The following is a 15,445-nucleotide window of genomic DNA, read 5'->3' on the forward strand; positions in this document are numbered from 1 at the left end:
CCGGGTATACAGTTCTTGTATCTGAGGTAAAAACGCTCGGCCGCCGCAGGCAGCCAGCGCAGACACGCGGTCTCGAGTGAGTCGCCACTTCTTCGTAATGAAGGAGTGTCTTTATGACCACCACCCCCCGACCGCCCCGAACTCTGCGCGAGGCGTGGATCGCCCTCGCCGGACTCTCGGCCGTCTTTCTCTTCGAGATGCTCGACAACTCGATTCTCAACGTCGCGCTGCCCACGATCGGCCGCGAATTGGATGCCACGACGACCGGCCTGCAGTGGGTGACGGGCGCGTACTCGGTCGCCTTCGGAGGGATGATGCTGCTGTTCGGCGCCGTGGCCGATCGCTTCGGGCGCCGCCGCGTGATGCTCATCGGCCTCGTGATTCTGGGCCTCGCAAGCCTGGCCACACTGTTCGTCACCACAACCGAGCAGCTCATCGCCGTGCGCGCCGTCATGGGAATCGCCGCCGCGATGACCACCCCGGGCTCGATGGCCCTGGCGTTTCGCCTCTTCGGCAACGACGACCTGCGTGTTCGCGCCATCACGGTCATCTCTACGGCAGGGCTCGTCGGTCTCGCCGTCGGGCCCACCGCCGGAGGCCTCGCCCTGGCAGTGGTCCCTTGGCAGGTGTTGTTGCTGATCAACGTGCCGATCGCTGCCCTCGCGTTCGTCGGCATCCGCGCGGGTATCGCGGCCGATGATCCGGCCGACCGGCATCACGACCCGATCGATATCTGGGGAGCCGTGCTCGGAACATCCGCCATCGTTCTCGCGCTCGTCACGCCCACGTTGTTCGTGAACGCCGGCACAGGGTCGTGGATGCCGTGGGCCGGCACCGCGGCAACGGTCGCCGCGGGCGTCGGGTTCGTGTTGCGCGAACGCACGGCGCGGACTCCCCTGCTCGACCTGCGCCTGCTCGCTCTGCCCCTGGTCTCGAGCGGACTCGCCTACAAGGCGGCCGCCGGGCTCGCGATCGCCGGGCTGAGCTACCTGGTCACGCTGCAGCTGCAGTTCGCGTGGGGCTGGCCTCCCGCAGCTGCAGCCGTCGCGATGCTGCCGCAAGTCGTGGTGTTGTTGGCGAGCGGACGGTTCGTGGGGCCGTTCGTGCAGAAGTTCGGGCTCGATCGGGCCGCCTTCGTCAGCTCGGCCGCGGTCGTTCTCGGGCTTGCGGTCTTCGGCCTGTTCGGCCGCTTCGGCTACGGGTACATTCTCTTCGCGCTCGTACTGGTGGCGATCGGGATGCGCGTGGTCGGCGTCGTCGCGGGTACGAACGTCTTGAAAGGGCTGCCCGAGTCGCGCACCTCGATGGGTGCTGCGCTCGTCGACACATCGAGCGAGCTGGCGACCGCGATCGGCATCGCGGCCACGGGCACACTGCTCGCGGCGCTCTTCACCGGCAGCATCGCGTCGACAGACTGGAGCGCCTCACAGATGGGTCAGTTCGAGACCGCCGTGACGATCGCGGGCCTCACGCTCACCGCTCTGGCAGCGGCCCTGGTCGCAGTGGGACTTCTTCGCTCACGAGATGGAGTCCGCGAGCACGGGAACGAGGCAGTAGTGACCACTGCGGACTAGAGGTACCGGCACACCGGTACCTCTAGTCCGCAGCGGGGCCCATTGCACCCTCAGGATGCGACGGGCTGGGTCGCCGCATCTGGTGCGGCCGCGTCGCCCATGGGCTGCTCCGCTCCCGGCGACGCGGCAGCGCCTGCTGCCGCCCCCGAACGCGAAACGCTGCGCTTCACGGCAGCTGCCGCGGGGACGATCACCGCGAGCGCCAGGACGGTGAGCCCTGCGCCAGCCCAGATCGGAGCCGTGTAGCCGAGGCCGGCTGCGATGAACATTCCCCCGAGCCAGGCGCCGAGCGCGTTGCCCAGATTGAACGCTCCGATGTTCGCGCCCGAGACGAGGGTGGCGGCGCGGGAGCCTGCGGAGCGCATCACGCGCATCTGCAGCGCGGGAACGGTGGCGAACCCGAAACCTCCCATAAAGAAGAGGGCGATGATCGTGGCGAGCTGGCTCTGGGCCGTCAGGGCGAAGGCGAGCAGCACGATCGCGAGGGCCGCGAGAGCGACGATGAGCGTCGCATCCAGAGCCTTGTCTGCGGCCTTGCCGCCCACGAAGTTGCCAATGAACAGCCCCACTCCGAACAGCACCAGCAGCCACGGCACGGCGCTCGATGCAAAGCCCGAGACATCGGTGAGCACGTAGGCGATGTACGTGAAGGCGCCGAACATTCCTCCGTAGCCGAGCACAGTGACGGAGATCGAGAGCCAGACCTGAGTGGCGCGGAAGGCTCCGAGTTCTGCACGCAGGCTCGGGGCGTCGTGTTCGGCACCCGCTGAGCGGGGAACCAGGGTGAGGATGCCGGCGAGCGCGATCACGCCGATGATCGTGATGGCCCAGAACGTGGAGCGCCATCCGAATGCCTGACCGAGGAACGTGCCGAACGGAACGCCGAGCACGTTGGCCGCGGTGAGGCCCGTGAACATGATGGCGATCGCGCTGGCCTTCTTGTTCGGTGCGACCATGTCGGCGGCGACGACGGAGCCTATGCCGAAGAAGGCTCCGTGGCAGAGCGCCGCCACGACCCGACCGGTGAGCATCAGTTCGTAGCTGGGAGCCAACGCCGAGATGAGGTTGCCGGCGACGAAGAGAACGAGCAGACCGAGGAGCACGTTCTTGCGCGGCAGGCGCGTGACGAGCGCGGGAATCGCGAGCGCTCCGACCACGACACTGAGCGCGTAACCGGTGATGAGCCACCCGGCCGCCGCTTCGGTAACGCCGTATTCGCTTGCCACCTCGGGCAGCAGACCCATGATGACGAACTCGGTGAGTCCGATTCCGAACCCTCCGATGGCGAGGGCGAGTAAGCCGAGGGGCATGCGTTTCTCCGTGGGGGTCGGTCGTGTGCCACGCACTCGAGTAGAGCGCGTACGCTAGTAGTTGCACGCGCGTCATAAATGATTGCACACGCAACTATGCCGCGCAAGCAACTACTTTGCCCAGCACCGGAGGAACCATGGGAATCGCAGACGACTCCGTCGAGATCCGCTCGCAGGGGTGGCGCACGCTTGCCGCACTGCACGGACTCATCGAGGGCGAACTCGAGCGCGCTCTCACCTCGAACGTCAACCTCTCTGTCGTCGAATACACGGTTCTGGATGCGCTCAGCCGGCAGCACGGCTGGCACATGCGCATGCAGCAGCTCGGCCGCGCCACAGCCCTCAGCCCCAGCGCCACCACTCGTCTCGTGAACCGACTCGAGGAGCGCGGTCTGCTCACCCGCGTGTTGTGCGCCGACGATCGGCGCGGGATCTACACCGAACTCACCGCTCCGGGTCAGGCGCTGCTCGCCGACGCTCGCCCGGTGCACGACGAGACCCTGGAGCGCGCACTGACCCAGGCTCGCGATATGCCTGAGCTCGCCCCCCTCGTCGACGCACTCCCGACACTCACTCGCGCGTAGCCACATCCGCGCCTGTGTGGTGAGGCTTACCGACGTTGTTCGGGCGGACCGAGAGTGCTTAGGTGGCGATATGTCCACTGATTTGCCCCACGACGCCGCAGCACCGGATGCCCCCGCTCACGACAATGAGCCTCACCGCGGCGGCCTCGCCCAGCGGCTCAACTGGCTTCGCGCCGGCGTGCTCGGCGCCAACGATGGCATCGTCTCCGTGGCCTCCATCGTGGTCGGCGTCGCCGGCGCCACGAGCCAGTCGGGGCCGATCCTGACCGCGGGAATCGCCGGCCTCGTCGGTGGAGCGATCTCGATGGCGCTGGGCGAGTACGTGTCGGTGAGCAGCCAGAGCGACAGCGAGCGGGCCCTCATCGCGAAGGAACGGCAGGAGCTCGAGCAGATGCCGGAGGAAGAACTCGAGGAACTCGCTGGACTCTACCGAGCGAAGGGCCTCAGCGAGGAGACGGCCCGCCAGGTCGCGGTCGAACTCACCCAGCACGACGCACTCGCGGCGCACCTGTCGGCGGAACTCAACATCGACGAGAGCGACGTGGTGAGCCCGTGGCACGCGGCAGCGGCCTCAGCAGCCGCCTTCACGATCGGAGCGATCCTGCCTCTGCTGGCGATCCTGCTTCCCCCTCCCGAGTGGCGCGTGCCGGTGACGTTCGTCGCCGTGCTCGTGGCCCTCGCCATCACCGGCGCCGTCTCGGCCCAGATCGGCGGCAGCTCACGGTTCCGCGCGATGACACGGGTGGTGATTGGTGGCGCCTTGGCGCTCATCGCGACCTATTCGGTCGGAGCGCTGCTCGGGGCATCCGGCGTGGTGTAGCGCCCGACGCTCAGCCCCCGAAGAGCTTGCCGAAGAGGCCCTTCTTCTTCGCTTCCCAGCCGCCCTGTTCGAGCGCAGCGATGAGTGGCTGCTTGATCTCGTCTGTGGTGAACGAGTATCCGTACGTGAACCCGTCGTGGGTTCCCTGGCGGTCGGTGGTGCGTGCCGCTGACCCCACTCCGAACGAGAAGCTCTTCTTGCTTTCCCGCCCCTTGAACGTCGAGGTCGAGCCGCCGATGCTGAACCCGCCTCCGCCCGTGCTGCGGATACGCGACTCGCTCTGGGTGTCGGTCTCGTCGAACTCCCACTGGGATTCGGCCGGGTCGAGTGTGACCCGCAGCTCGTAGGAGGAATCGATGGTGCCAGCCGCGGTGATCGCGGCCCACTTCACATCGGCGTACTTCCACACAGCCTGGATGCCATACGGCGCCGCCTGGTAGACGAACGGGAGCTCGTCGCTGTTGAGCGCGAGGACGCGCGCCTGGGCCTGTTCGAAGGTGTCTGCCATGACTCATAACCTAGGCCAGTCTCTCCCTCGGCGGAATGCTCTCGACGGTCTATGCTCGGCCATACATTCCCTGACCGGCTTCACTGCTTCCTCCGGAGGTGTATGCCATGTCGACGACACAGACGATCGCGAGCACGAGCCGGCGGGTGCACTGGCTCGAGCTCTTCTTCGACCTCGTGATCGTGGCCTACATCGGCCAGATCGCCCACACGATGCACGGCGATCCATCGTGGATGGACGCACTCGTCTTCGTCGGATTCCTGGCCGCCGCCTGGTGGGCGTGGGTGAACGCGACCCTCACGATGAATCTCTTCGGCGCCCGGATAAGCGCCACCATGTGGATCTCCGTCACCATCGCCATGCTCTCGATCGGCGTGATGGCTGCGTCGGTTCCGGATGCCCTCGGCGATCGAGCCGGCGCATTCGCGATCGGCAACGCCGTCATCCGGATCATCTGGGCGGTGCCGTGGCTCATCAATCGACGCACGATGGGCGCTCCGTGGTGGCGCTCGGCGCTTTACTGCGGCATCCCCGCAGCGCTGTGGTTGGCCTCGATCGCGGTCGCGCCGCCCTGGCAGTACGCGCTGTGGGCAGCAGCTGTGGCAGTCGAGGTCGTGCTGCTGGTCTTCCTCAACGGCGAACAAGCCTGGCTGCGCACAGCACTCGATGTCGATCACCTCGCCGAACGCGTGGGCCTGTTGGTGGTGATCGTCTTCGGCGAGTCTGTCTTGACCACCATCGCCGAACTCGACTCGCATTGGACACCGATGTCTGGCCTCACGGCCATCCTGGGGTTCGCGGCCGTCTCGATGCTCGCCTGGTTCTACTTCACCTACGCCACCTCGTCTGTCGAGAGCGGGTTGAAGAGACTGCAATTGCGCGGGAACGTCGGCGGACTGCGCGACACGGTGATGTACCTGCCGTTCCTGCTGGTGGCAGGCATCACGCTGTTCGCATCGGCGCTGGGCACAGCCGTCGCCGAAGCCGGACACCACCTGGCGCCAGGCGCCACGATCTCCCTCAGCGCCGGGATCAGCCTATTCTTCGTGGCGAGTGCTGCCGAATCTCTCCGTTACCGCGCCCCCTGGCAAGAGATCGTGGCCTGGGGCCCGGCGGGAATCGTCTTGCCCTGGATTCTGGTGCCCCTCTCGACGCACCTCCACTCTGAAGCACTCGTCGCCGCAGCAGCCGGGGTCATCGCCCTCGTCCTTGCGTGCATTGCGATCAACGCGCGGCGCATCCGCACGAGCAGGTGACATGTCGCAGATGGCGCGCGCTACTCGAGCACAGCCCGCCATCTGCGACATCTCACCGCGCTTCAGCTACGACTACTCAGCTGGATAGGCCGCCGCCACGTCGAGGATCCAGGTCACGCCGAAGCTGTCGGTGAGCATGCCGAAGCCCGGGCTCCAGGCGGATGCTGCCAGCGGCTCGACGATGGATGCGCCGACCGACAGCGCGCTCCAATAGCCCTCGACTTCGGCGAGAGTCTCGCCCCGCACCGACACGAAGAACGACTGATCGGTGATGGTCATGCCGTTCTCGCGGTGAGTGCCGGCGCGACGAGTGCCTGCACCGGCTGCGATGTCAGCGGTGGCCGCGCCAAAGGCATCCGGAGCATCGCCCGCCTGCCCCGGGATGTCGTAGGCCATGACCCGGAAGCCGGCCTCGCTCTCGACCTGGCCGAAGACCACGTTCTGAGCTCCCGGAGCCTCGGCGGGCATGCCGAAGTCGCTGTAACTGGCGATCGTGATGCTGCCGCCGAAGACCGACTGGTAGAACTCGAGCGCCTCGCGCGCCTGACCTGTGAAGTTGAGGTGGGTTGTGGTGGTGATGCTCATGACTGCTCCTGACGGTGAGGGTGCCGGCGCGGTTGCCCGACGACATCTACGGTCGCAGCGGTATAGGCCAGTTCTTGTCCTAGACCGGATCTAGGATCGGGACATGGCCTCGACCTCGCGACTCCTCACGCTGCTTTCTCTGCTGCAGACCCGGCGCGACTGGCCGGGAGCCATGCTCGCCAAGCGACTCGACATCAGTCACCGCACGGTGCGCCGTGACGTCGATCGCTTGCGCGAGATGGGCTACAGCATCCAGGCCACGATGGGGCCGGATGGCGGATACCGCCTCGACGCGGGCAGCGAGTTGCCGCCGCTACTGTTCGACGACGAGCAGGTCGTCGCGCTGGCCGTGGCGCTGAAGGCGGCGGCCGTGAGCGATGTCGCGGTCGAGGAGGCAGCCCTGCGCGCGCTGACGACGGTTCGGCAGGTCATGCCGTCGCGGCTGCGGCACAGGCTCGACGCGCTCGAGTTCGAGGCGATAGCGGCGGTCGGCCAATCGGCGAAGGTCTCGGTGACACCGGATGCGCTGATCGCCCTCTCGGCGGCGGTGCGCGGGCGCGAGGTGCTGCGCTTCGACTACGAGAGCAGTGGATCGGACTCGAGCCGAGTAGACGGCGGCGATGCCGCGGCCGCGATCCCTCAACCACCCCGTCGCGTCGAACCGCACCACCTCATCACCGCGAGCGGGCGCTGGTACATGGTGGCCTGGGATCTCGACAGGGCGGACTGGCGGGTCTTCCGAGCCGATCGCATCCGACCTCGCACGCCGACCGGGCCGCGCTTCGTTCGGCGCCAGGTGCCGGGCGGCGATGCGCGCGCGTTCGTCTCGGCGCGATTCAAAGGTTCCGCGAGCGCCGACGCGTGGCCGTGCCGAGGCACCGTCATTCTCGGCCTGCCGGCGCGCGACGTGCTGCCGTTCGCTGGCGATGGAGTTGTCGAGGACCTCGGCGAAGACAGCTGCAGCCTGACAGCCGGGTCGTGGTCGTGGAGAGCGCTGGCCGCCTCGCTCGGACGGTTCGATGCATCGATAGAGGTCGTCGAACCCCCGCAGCTGGCGACGGCGTTCGGCGAACTGGCCGAACGCTACGCCGCAGCCGCGAACTGACCTCAGATCCCGTGTCGCCGATCGCCGAGAACCGCCTCGGTGACTTTCCGCTCCATCGCTGACGAGAACGGTTGCGCCCTCTGAGCCACGGCTCGCGCCAGGTCTGCGGCCGCGAGGTCTCCGTGCGCGGCGGCCCCGGCCATGACCCCCGATGCTGCCGCGGCGGCGACCATCGCCATGGGCTGTCCCGTGTTGCCAGCGACGAAAACGCCCGGCACGGCGGTCACTCCCCGGGGATCGGCGTCGACCTGCGCACCGAAGGGGGTGAGCGTGCGCTCGCCGCCGAGCGCCTCGAAGAGCTCCGTGCGCGCGAGGAACACGGGCGCGACGACGACGGCGTCCATCTCGAACGACCGACCGCCATCCACCTCGACGGCGCGCACCTGGGCGCCATCGACGACGAGCCGCTTTACCCGTGGGGTCACGACCCGTACGCCGAGCGCGGCGAGCTGCTCCCACTGCTCGTCGCTGGGCTCGGGCGCGTCGTGCAGAAACAGCGTGACGTCGTCGCTGAGCTGGCTGAACAGCAGCACCTGATGCATGGCATTCTCGTTTCGCCCGATCACGGCGATGCGCTGGTCGCGCACCTCCCAGCCGTGACAGAACGGACAGTGCAGAACACTGTGCCCCCATGCCTCTGCGACTCCAGGAACATCGGGCAGATCGTCGACCAGACCTGTCGCGAGAATCACGCGACGAGCCGTGAGGCGAGTCACGCCGCCGTCGATCTCGAGCGTGAAGTCATCCGCGACACCGGATGCGCCGGTCACGAGACCGTTCAGGATGCGCATGCCGTAGGCCTCGGCCTCGGCTCGACCGCGGGCGAGCAGCTCGAGCGGAGGAATGCCCTCGTGGCCGAGTACGTTGTGCGCCCCCGCTGCCGGAGCATTGCGTGACTGCCCGGCGTCGACGACGATCACGGTGCGTCGAGAACGGGCGAGAGCGATGGCGGCGGCGAGGCCGGCGGCACCGCCCCCGACGACGACCACATCGACTCGGTCATCGAGGGCCGGGGCTTGTGGAGAGGAGTGCGTTGAGGTCATAGTTCAACGCTAAGCGCCTGTTGGCTTCATGGCATGGAGTCTTGCCGATAAAGCAAGAGGATGCGATACCTGGTGCCCCAAAATGGGACTGGACGCCCGTCCCCGCCAGCGGCAGGATGGCGGCATGGAAAAGGTTCTCGGCATCGGTGGCGTCTTCCTCCGTTCCGTCGCTCCCGACGCACTCACGGCCTGGTACCGCGACAATCTCGGTGTGGGTGTAGACCCGGCTGCACCGTGGCAGCAGGAGTCCGGGCCGACGGTGTTCGCGGCGTTCGAGGTCGGGAGCGACTATTTCGGGTCTGCGAAACAGCAGGTGATGCTGAACTTTCGCGTGTCAGACCTCGACGCGATGCTCGAACAGCTTCGCTCCAGTGGCGCCGACGTCGACTCCCGCGTCGAGAACATGCATGGCGTTGGCCGCTTCGGCTGGGTCACCGATCCTGAGGGAAACCGCATCGAACTCTGGCAGGCCGACTGAGCAGCATCGCCGTTCGTGCGTGAGTGTCAGCTCGCGAGCTCAGCGGCGACGGGCCACCCGTTCACGATCACGTGCGCGACGACGATCGCCGTCAGGTTGCGGTACTTCCACCAGAGCACCCCCAGGAAAAACCCAAACGATCCCTGAGCGACGACGACGCGCGCGATGTCGAGAACGGGCTCGCCTGTCGAGTGCGACCCGAGGTGCATCAGGGCGAACACCAGCGATGCGAGCGCGATGCCGGCCCATGCTCCGAGCGACGCCTCGAGGCGCGTCTGCAGCCACCGACGATAGAAGAGTTCCTCGCCCAGGCCCGCCGTGATGGCGGTCGCGGTGGCAGACACGATGAGGGTGGTGAGGTCGAAGCCGGATAGATCGGTCGGAGGATTCCATGGCGCGACCTGCGAAAGCAACGTCCAGACCATCACCACCACGCCCGCGGCCCACCAGCGCCACGCACCTCGAACACGATCCAGCCGCACGCCGCGCAGAACACCCACGATCAGGGCGGGAACGGCGATCAAAAGAACGAGCTTCGCGAGCACGTAGCCTTCTCCCCCGCCGAGGTCGAACACTCCGGAGACGAGAGGGAACACAATGGCGAGCGCCAGCAGACTCCACGTTGCCGCGGCATGCCGAGCGCGGTTCTCGACGACCGAGGGTTGAGCAGGGGCTCGGTGCGGTAACACCATCGTCAGGGCTATGCCAACGACGGCGGGCACCAGCACCACCCACCAGGGCACGACCGGCGCGCCCGGATCACTCGATGTGGGCGCACCTTGCGGCAAAGCGATCGCCACGGTCGCGAGCGACGCCGCGGCGATCACCGCACAGGCGATGAGTACCACACGGCCGAGTGCTGTCGACATCGTCGCCGGCGAACTGGTGTGCTCGAGCGTGGGCGAAGTCGTGGTCACACTCTCGATCATCGACAGGTGTTGGCCATGACGCAACCGCGAGCGGCCTCGAGTTGCCACTAAGTGAGCGCTCGAGCCAGCGTGTTGCCAGTTCGAACGAACCTAACTGTCACCTCGATCAGACACCTAGCGGCCAGAACACCTCGACTGCGTCAGGATGAGCCGACCCGGTCAGTGCGCGGCAGAGACCGGCTGGTTGCGGTTCCGCAGGCGCGAGGCCCCGAGGAGGATCGCGACGATGATCATTCCGAGCACCAGCCCGAACACGAGCGACACCGCGGTGTCGGCGACCCACACGACGACGGGGCCCGCGGCCTCGACGGCGTGAGTGATCACGTGCAGCAGGTCGTATGGACCGTGCCAGAACGTCTCGGCCAGGTTTGCGATCACCAGGTGGCCTCCCACCCACAACATGGCGACGGTGCCCACGATGCTGATGACGCGGAAGACCCCGGGCATCGCGGCGACGACGCGGGCTCCGGCACGGCGCACTCCACGAGACGCGCTCTTCATGAATCGCAACCCGATGTCGTCGATCTTCACCAACAGGGCGACCGCTCCGTAGACCAGGAGGGTCATGCCGAGGCCGATGACGATGAGTGCGCCGAGAGTGAGCCAGATGCCGAAGTCGGGGTCGAGGCTGTCGAGGGCGATGAGCATGATCTCAGTGCTCAGAATGAGGTCGGTGCGAATAGCGCCGAAGACGAGGCTCTTCTCGGTCTTCTGCTCTTCGTCGCCCTCTCCGTGGTGCACCCCGAACCACTCGGTCACCTTCTCGGCGCCCTCGAAGCACAGATACGTGCCGCCGATGATGAGCAGGAAAGGCAGCACCCACGGCGCGAAGGCCGTGAGAAGCAGTGCGATCGGAATGATGATGACGAACTTGTTGACGAGGCTTCCGAGCGCGATCTTCCACACCACAGGTAGCTCGCGGGCGGGGGTGAGGCCCTGAACATACTGCGGCGTGACGGCCGCGTCATCGATCACGACTCCCGCGGTCTTGGCACTCGCCTTGAGAGCGGCGGTCAGAATGTCATCGACAACGGCGAGCAATCCAACCGACATGGGCGTCTCCTTGGGGTGGGGGCGTCAGACCGCTCAGTGTTCAGCGGGGAATGGTGTCCAGAGTAGCGCGCACCGCCGCCGGCTCTTCATCATCGAAAAGCCGGGCCGGCCTGGTTGCACGACCTTAGTCCGACTCGCGTCGGCTGGGTTGTGTGGAGGCGTGGGCCATCTCGGCGTCCGGATCTTCCTCAATGCCAGACGTTGTGGCGTTGGGCGGTGTGCGCCCATCGCGGAAAATCGAGGGTTCCGCGCCGGTGTGGTGCCGGGTGTGGATGATGAAGAGGATGACTCCGAGGGCGACGGCGGCGAACGATGCCCACACGTTGTCCGGAATGTTAAGGAATCCATCGCTGGTGGGGTCGATCCTGATGGCCTCGAGCCAGCTTCGTCCGAGTCCGTACCAGACGAGGTAGAGGGCGAACAGCTTTCCCCATTGCAGGTGGAAGCGCCGCTCGAGCAGCAGAAGGATCGCCACCCCCGCGAGATTCCAGATGATCTCGTACAAAAACAGAGGGTGGAACACGGTGCCGTCGGGGAGGTTTGCAGGGAATTTGGGGTTGCTGGCTTCGATCTGAAGCCCCCACGGAAGCGTGGTGGGGAGGCCGAAGAGTTCGTGGTTGAAGTAGTTTCCGAGCCGGCCGATGGCCTGTGCGACAAGCATTGCCGGGGCGAGAGCGTCTGCAAAGGACCAGAACCGGATTCCGGCGCGACGGCAGCCGATGTAGGCACCGACTGCGCCTCCGAGCAGGGACCCGTAGAGCGCGTTCCCTCCGTCCCAGATCGCGAATACATCCCAGAGGTTCGCTCCGGGGAAGAAGTAGTCGCCGATGTGGGTGAATACATGATAAAAACGGGCACCGACGATACCCAGGGGCACTGCCCACATGATGATGTCGAGCACCACGCCCGACTCCGCACCCCGGCGCGAGAGCCGGCGCTGGGTAATAAGCATCGCGGCGATGATGCCGGTCAAGATGCATAGCGCGTAAATGTGCACAGTCAGCGGACCGAGGTGGAATTGCGCCCACGCCGGATCGGGGCTGGGAATGCTCAGTTCCATCACGACCTCCACAACTGACCAACGGGAATAGTGAGCCGAGGCAAGACTAGACCTGCCCCGCCGTGCGTATCGTGGGCATCCGTCCCCGACTCGTCCGCGCGGACCTCGCGCGTCACCGTGGCGCCCTGATCGAGCCAGGGCTATCATGTGGATAGCGTCTTTTGGGATGCTGCGGCGGTGGGGCTCACCGTAACCAACCTCGACTTCTGGGTCGACAACAGTCCCTATCTCGGCACTTTTGTGCGCCTTGTGAGATAGGAGACCCCATGGATGACTACACCAGCCACCACACCCCCAACCGCGCCCGACGATCAGACCCGGAAGACATGCTTCCGATAGACCCCGATACGAACGTCTCCGACGCACCCGTGTCGGGCCCGGCGCGGCCCATCCATCTGCGATGGCGATACATCAGCCTCGTCGCCGTCGGCGGCACCGTCGGCTCTGCGGCGCGCGAGGCCGTCAGCCTCGCAATCCCACCGATGGCCGGTATCCCGGTGGCGATCTTCCTGATCAACATCGCCGGCGCCCTGTTCCTCGGAGCCCTCTTGGAATCCCTCGCCCGAAGGGGCCCTGACGAAGGCCGCCGTCGCACGCTGCGGCTGCTGCTCGGCACGGGGTTCGCCGGCGGGTTCACCACGTACAGCGCTCTCGCCACCGACACCGGATTCCTCCTCGCCGGAGGGCAGCTATGGGACGGCGCGGGGTACGCCGTCGTCACGGTGGTCGTTGGTGCGGTCGCGACACTGACCGGGATAGGTCTGGCCGCCGGCCATCACCGCCGCCAGCTCGCTGCAGCGGGAGGTGACCGGTGACACCGCTCTTGTTCCTCGGTCTCTCCGCCGCCGGCGGAATCGGATCCGTCCTCCGTCTGATCGTCGACGGGACGATCAAGGCGCACACTCGGACCACGTTCCCGATCGGGACGATGATCATCAACGTCACCGGGGCGCTGCTGCTCGGGTTCGTCACCGAGATCATGCTCCGCGACATCCTGCCGGATGCATGGCGGCTGATCATCGGAACCGGGCTCCTCGGCGGCTACACCACCTTCAGTACCGCCAGCTTCGAAAGCGTTCGACTCATCCAGCAACACCGATACCTATCAGCCCTGGTCAACAGCCTCGGAATGCTCAGTCTCAGCATCGCCGCCGCACTGACCGGTGCCGTGCTTGGAGGCCTCTTATGACCGACAGCACCGCGGAAGGACAGCGGCACCAACTAACCCAATGCCGAGCCTCGGCTTGACCCTCCCCTCACGGGAGCCGCGATGCTGGACTCATGATGAAGATCGGCGAGTTCTCCGGAATAACAGGTTTGAGCGTCAAGGCGCTGCGACACTACGACGACAGGGGCGTCTTGCCGCCGTCGGATGTCGATGCGCTCTCGGGCTATCGCGAGTACGACGAGGGCCAGGTTCGCTCGGGCGTTGTCGTTCGGGCGCTGCGCGAGGCCGGGGTGCCGCTCGCGGCGGTCACCCAGGCACTCGCATCCGACGCCGCCCTCGACGCGCTCGACACTCATCGCAGACAGACGCTCGCGGATCGCGCCGCAGAGGATCGCGCATTCGACTCGGCCAAGACCGAGCTACGCGCGCTCCGCGTTCCCATCATGGTGAGCGAACGGCAGATGCCCGCGCAGCCCTACATCGCTCGCGTGCTCGAGATCGGCATGGATGACGACGTCGATCAGAGCAACGACGACGCCAACGCCGCATTCGCCGAGATGTTCGAGATTCTCCAGAGCGCGGGCGTCGCTCCCAGCGGCGGACCGTGGACGGCGCTCCGCAGCCGCGATCAGGATGCCGTCGAGCTGGCCCTCTGCTGGCCGACCGCAACGGAACTCGACGCGCAGACCGTCGGGCCACGAGCATCCGTCGGAGTACTGCCCGAGCGCACGGAACTCACTGCGCTCTGGCGCCCGACCGGTGGCGAAACCCTCGCCGAGGGAGCGACGCATCCCGCGATCGTCGCCCTCTTCGACGGGCTGGCCGAACGCGACGTCACCTTCACTGGTCGCGAGGTGCGCCAAGTCTCACTCGGCGAAACCGAGGCAGACCACGCGGTCGAAGTGTCGATCTCGATCTGACGAGATGCCCGCCACGGAGAGAGAATGGTCGCGCAACCCAGACAGAAAGCGGGAGATCGATGCACACACGCACACTCGGCCAAGGACTCACCGTGTCGGCGATCGGCCTGGGCTGCATGGGCATGTCTCAGAGCTACGGGCCCAACCCCGGCAGCCGCGAAGAGATGATCGAGGTGCTGCGCGGCGCGGTCGATCAACAGATCACCTTCTTCGACACCGCTGAGGTCTATGGCCCCTACGCCAATGAAGAACTGGTGGGAGAGGCTCTGGAGCCGGTGCGCGATCAGGTGACCATTGCGACCAAATTCGGGTGGAACATCCAGAACGGCAGGTCGGAGGGGCTCGACAGCAGGCCCGAGCAGATTCGTGCGGTCGCCGACGCGTCACTTCGCCGCCTCCGTACCGATGTGATCGACCTCTTCTACCAGCACCGGGTCGACCCGGACGTTCCCATCGAAGACGTGGCGGGCGCCGTGGGCGAGCTGGTGAAGGCCGGCAAAGTGCGGCACTTCGGGCTGTCTGAGCCGTCTGCGCCGACCATTCGGCGGGCGCACGCGGTGTTTCCCGTGACCGCCGTCCAGAGCGAATACTCGCTGTGGACGAGAGACCCCGAACCCGAGGTGCTGCCCGTGCTCGAGGAACTCGGCATCGGCTTCGTGCCCTTCAGCCCGCTCGGCAAAGGCTTCTTCACCGGAACGATCGACACGAGCGCGCCCTTCTCCGAGGGCGACGTGCGAGGAACGATTCCACGGTTCGAGGCGGAGAACCGCGCGGCGAACCAGGCACTCGTCGACCACGTGGTGAAGCTCGCCGCCGACCGAGGCGCGACACCCGGTCAGATCGCGCTCGCCTGGCTGCTCGCGCAGAAACCGTGGATCACGCCCATCCCCGGCACCCGACGAATCGAACGCGTCATCGAGAACGCCGGTTCGACACAGGCCGTGCTGTCTGCAGATGACATAGCGGCCCTCGACGGAATCGCCGCCCGGCTCGGCGTGCAGGGCGAGCGTTACAACGAGCAGCACCTGGGACTCGTCGGCCGCTGAGCCAAC

Annotated in this window: 17 protein-coding genes; 10 read left to right on the forward strand and 7 right to left on the reverse strand. The window is 66.5% G+C overall.

What is annotated here, in order from left to right:
- Positions 1-113: 113 nt before the first annotated feature.
- Positions 114-1,574, forward strand: coding sequence for an MFS transporter (locus tag B9Y86_RS13975; protein WP_085487090.1), 1,461 nt, complete (start codon positions 114-116; stop codon positions 1,572-1,574).
- A gap of 50 nt (positions 1,575-1,624) precedes the next feature.
- Here the strand turns inward: B9Y86_RS13975 and B9Y86_RS13980 are convergent, their stop codons facing one another.
- Positions 1,625-2,884, reverse strand: a complete 1,260-nt coding sequence (locus B9Y86_RS13980; RefSeq protein ID WP_085487092.1) for an MFS transporter — start codon at positions 2,882-2,884, stop codon at positions 1,625-1,627.
- A 137-nt stretch (positions 2,885-3,021) separates the two neighbouring features.
- Between B9Y86_RS13980 and B9Y86_RS13985 the strand changes: the two genes are divergently transcribed.
- Entirely contained in the window at positions 3,022-3,468 is a 447-nt protein-coding gene (locus B9Y86_RS13985; RefSeq protein WP_085487094.1) for a MarR family winged helix-turn-helix transcriptional regulator, read from the forward strand.
- A gap of 70 nt (positions 3,469-3,538) precedes the next feature.
- On the forward strand, positions 3,539-4,288 hold the full coding sequence (locus B9Y86_RS13990) for a VIT1/CCC1 transporter family protein (RefSeq protein WP_085487096.1): 750 nt from the start codon (positions 3,539-3,541) through the stop codon (positions 4,286-4,288).
- Between the two features lie 10 nt (positions 4,289-4,298).
- Here the strand turns inward: B9Y86_RS13990 and B9Y86_RS13995 are convergent, their stop codons facing one another.
- A complete protein-coding gene (locus tag B9Y86_RS13995; RefSeq protein WP_085487098.1) occupies positions 4,299-4,796 on the reverse strand; it encodes a hypothetical protein in 498 nt (165 codons plus the stop codon).
- A gap of 107 nt (positions 4,797-4,903) precedes the next feature.
- Here B9Y86_RS13995 and B9Y86_RS14000 point away from each other — a divergent pair, with 107 nt between their 5' ends.
- Positions 4,904-6,052, forward strand: a complete 1,149-nt coding sequence (locus B9Y86_RS14000; RefSeq protein WP_085487100.1) for a low temperature requirement protein A — start codon at positions 4,904-4,906, stop codon at positions 6,050-6,052.
- A 72-nt stretch (positions 6,053-6,124) separates the two neighbouring features.
- Here B9Y86_RS14000 and B9Y86_RS14005 read toward each other — a convergent pair whose 3' ends face one another.
- Entirely contained in the window at positions 6,125-6,637 is a 513-nt protein-coding gene (locus tag B9Y86_RS14005) for a VOC family protein (RefSeq protein WP_085487102.1), read from the reverse strand.
- Positions 6,638-6,740: 103 nt separating this feature from the next.
- Between B9Y86_RS14005 and B9Y86_RS14010 the strand changes: the two genes are divergently transcribed.
- Entirely contained in the window at positions 6,741-7,742 is a 1,002-nt protein-coding gene (locus tag B9Y86_RS14010; RefSeq protein WP_085487104.1) for a helix-turn-helix transcriptional regulator, read from the forward strand.
- Positions 7,743-7,744: 2 nt separating this feature from the next.
- Here B9Y86_RS14010 and B9Y86_RS14015 read toward each other — a convergent pair whose 3' ends face one another.
- A complete protein-coding gene (locus B9Y86_RS14015; protein ID WP_085487106.1) occupies positions 7,745-8,785 on the reverse strand; it encodes an NAD(P)/FAD-dependent oxidoreductase in 1,041 nt (346 codons plus the stop codon).
- Positions 8,786-8,909: 124 nt separating this feature from the next.
- Between B9Y86_RS14015 and B9Y86_RS14020 the strand changes: the two genes are divergently transcribed.
- Positions 8,910-9,263, forward strand: coding sequence for a VOC family protein (locus B9Y86_RS14020; RefSeq protein WP_085487108.1), 354 nt, complete (start codon positions 8,910-8,912; stop codon positions 9,261-9,263).
- 26 nt (positions 9,264-9,289) lie between these two features.
- Here the strand turns inward: B9Y86_RS14020 and B9Y86_RS14025 are convergent, their stop codons facing one another.
- From B9Y86_RS14025 to lgt, 3 genes are all read right to left on the reverse strand, one after another.
- Complete coding sequence (locus tag B9Y86_RS14025; RefSeq protein ID WP_244894771.1) at positions 9,290-10,180, reverse strand: CPBP family intramembrane glutamic endopeptidase; 891 nt, start codon at positions 10,178-10,180, stop codon at positions 9,290-9,292.
- 171 nt (positions 10,181-10,351) lie between these two features.
- A complete protein-coding gene (locus B9Y86_RS14030) occupies positions 10,352-11,245 on the reverse strand; it encodes a DUF808 domain-containing protein (protein WP_085487110.1) in 894 nt (297 codons plus the stop codon).
- A 124-nt stretch (positions 11,246-11,369) separates the two neighbouring features.
- Positions 11,370-12,305, reverse strand: a complete 936-nt coding sequence (gene lgt, locus B9Y86_RS14035; RefSeq protein WP_085487112.1) for a prolipoprotein diacylglyceryl transferase — start codon at positions 12,303-12,305, stop codon at positions 11,370-11,372.
- A 266-nt stretch (positions 12,306-12,571) separates the two neighbouring features.
- Here lgt and B9Y86_RS14040 point away from each other — a divergent pair, with 266 nt between their 5' ends.
- From B9Y86_RS14040 to B9Y86_RS14055, 4 genes are all read left to right on the forward strand, one after another.
- On the forward strand, positions 12,572-13,120 hold the full coding sequence (locus tag B9Y86_RS14040) for a fluoride efflux transporter FluC (protein ID WP_410372064.1): 549 nt from the start codon (positions 12,572-12,574) through the stop codon (positions 13,118-13,120).
- Positions 13,117-13,494 carry a fluoride efflux transporter CrcB gene (crcB, locus tag B9Y86_RS14045; RefSeq protein ID WP_085487114.1) on the forward strand — a complete coding sequence of 126 codons (378 nt, stop codon included), beginning with the start codon at positions 13,117-13,119 and terminating at the stop codon, positions 13,492-13,494. Before B9Y86_RS14040 ends, crcB begins: the two co-directional genes overlap by 4 nt.
- A 92-nt stretch (positions 13,495-13,586) precedes the next feature.
- Positions 13,587-14,393 carry a MerR family transcriptional regulator gene (locus B9Y86_RS14050; RefSeq protein ID WP_085487117.1) on the forward strand — a complete coding sequence of 269 codons (807 nt, stop codon included), beginning with the start codon at positions 13,587-13,589 and terminating at the stop codon, positions 14,391-14,393.
- Positions 14,394-14,452: 59 nt separating this feature from the next.
- Positions 14,453-15,439 carry an aldo/keto reductase gene (locus B9Y86_RS14055; RefSeq protein ID WP_085487119.1) on the forward strand — a complete coding sequence of 329 codons (987 nt, stop codon included), beginning with the start codon at positions 14,453-14,455 and terminating at the stop codon, positions 15,437-15,439.
- Positions 15,440-15,445 lie beyond the last annotated feature (6 nt).

Origin of the sequence: Agreia pratensis (assembly GCF_900177685.1) — a bacterium.
Classification (GTDB): Bacteria; Actinomycetota; Actinomycetes; order Actinomycetales; family Microbacteriaceae; genus Agreia; species Agreia pratensis.

What these genes read in the sequence shown, in the direction of transcription:
- B9Y86_RS13975 (WP_085487090.1), top strand. Translation starts at nt 114, where the DNA reads ATGACCACCACCCCCCGACCGCCCCGAACTCTGCGCGAGGCGTGGATC.
- B9Y86_RS13980 (WP_085487092.1), bottom strand. Translation starts at nt 2,884, where the DNA reads ATGCCCCTCGGCTTACTCGCCCTCGCCATCGGAGGGTTCGGAATCGGA.
- B9Y86_RS13985 (WP_085487094.1), top strand. Translation starts at nt 3,022, where the DNA reads ATGGGAATCGCAGACGACTCCGTCGAGATCCGCTCGCAGGGGTGGCGC.
- B9Y86_RS13990 (WP_085487096.1), top strand. Translation starts at nt 3,539, where the DNA reads ATGTCCACTGATTTGCCCCACGACGCCGCAGCACCGGATGCCCCCGCT.
- B9Y86_RS13995 (WP_085487098.1), bottom strand. Translation starts at nt 4,796, where the DNA reads ATGGCAGACACCTTCGAACAGGCCCAGGCGCGCGTCCTCGCGCTCAAC.
- B9Y86_RS14000 (WP_085487100.1), top strand. Translation starts at nt 4,904, where the DNA reads ATGTCGACGACACAGACGATCGCGAGCACGAGCCGGCGGGTGCACTGG.
- B9Y86_RS14005 (WP_085487102.1), bottom strand. Translation starts at nt 6,637, where the DNA reads ATGAGCATCACCACCACAACCCACCTCAACTTCACAGGTCAGGCGCGC.
- B9Y86_RS14010 (WP_085487104.1), top strand. Translation starts at nt 6,741, where the DNA reads ATGGCCTCGACCTCGCGACTCCTCACGCTGCTTTCTCTGCTGCAGACC.
- B9Y86_RS14015 (WP_085487106.1), bottom strand. Translation starts at nt 8,785, where the DNA reads ATGACCTCAACGCACTCCTCTCCACAAGCCCCGGCCCTCGATGACCGA.
- B9Y86_RS14020 (WP_085487108.1), top strand. Translation starts at nt 8,910, where the DNA reads ATGGAAAAGGTTCTCGGCATCGGTGGCGTCTTCCTCCGTTCCGTCGCT.
- B9Y86_RS14030 (WP_085487110.1), bottom strand. Translation starts at nt 11,245, where the DNA reads ATGTCGGTTGGATTGCTCGCCGTTGTCGATGACATTCTGACCGCCGCT.
- lgt (WP_085487112.1), bottom strand. Translation starts at nt 12,305, where the DNA reads ATGGAACTGAGCATTCCCAGCCCCGATCCGGCGTGGGCGCAATTCCAC.
- B9Y86_RS14040 (WP_410372064.1), top strand. Translation starts at nt 12,572, where the DNA reads ATGGATGACTACACCAGCCACCACACCCCCAACCGCGCCCGACGATCA.
- B9Y86_RS14050 (WP_085487117.1), top strand. Translation starts at nt 13,587, where the DNA reads ATGATGAAGATCGGCGAGTTCTCCGGAATAACAGGTTTGAGCGTCAAG.
- B9Y86_RS14055 (WP_085487119.1), top strand. Translation starts at nt 14,453, where the DNA reads ATGCACACACGCACACTCGGCCAAGGACTCACCGTGTCGGCGATCGGC.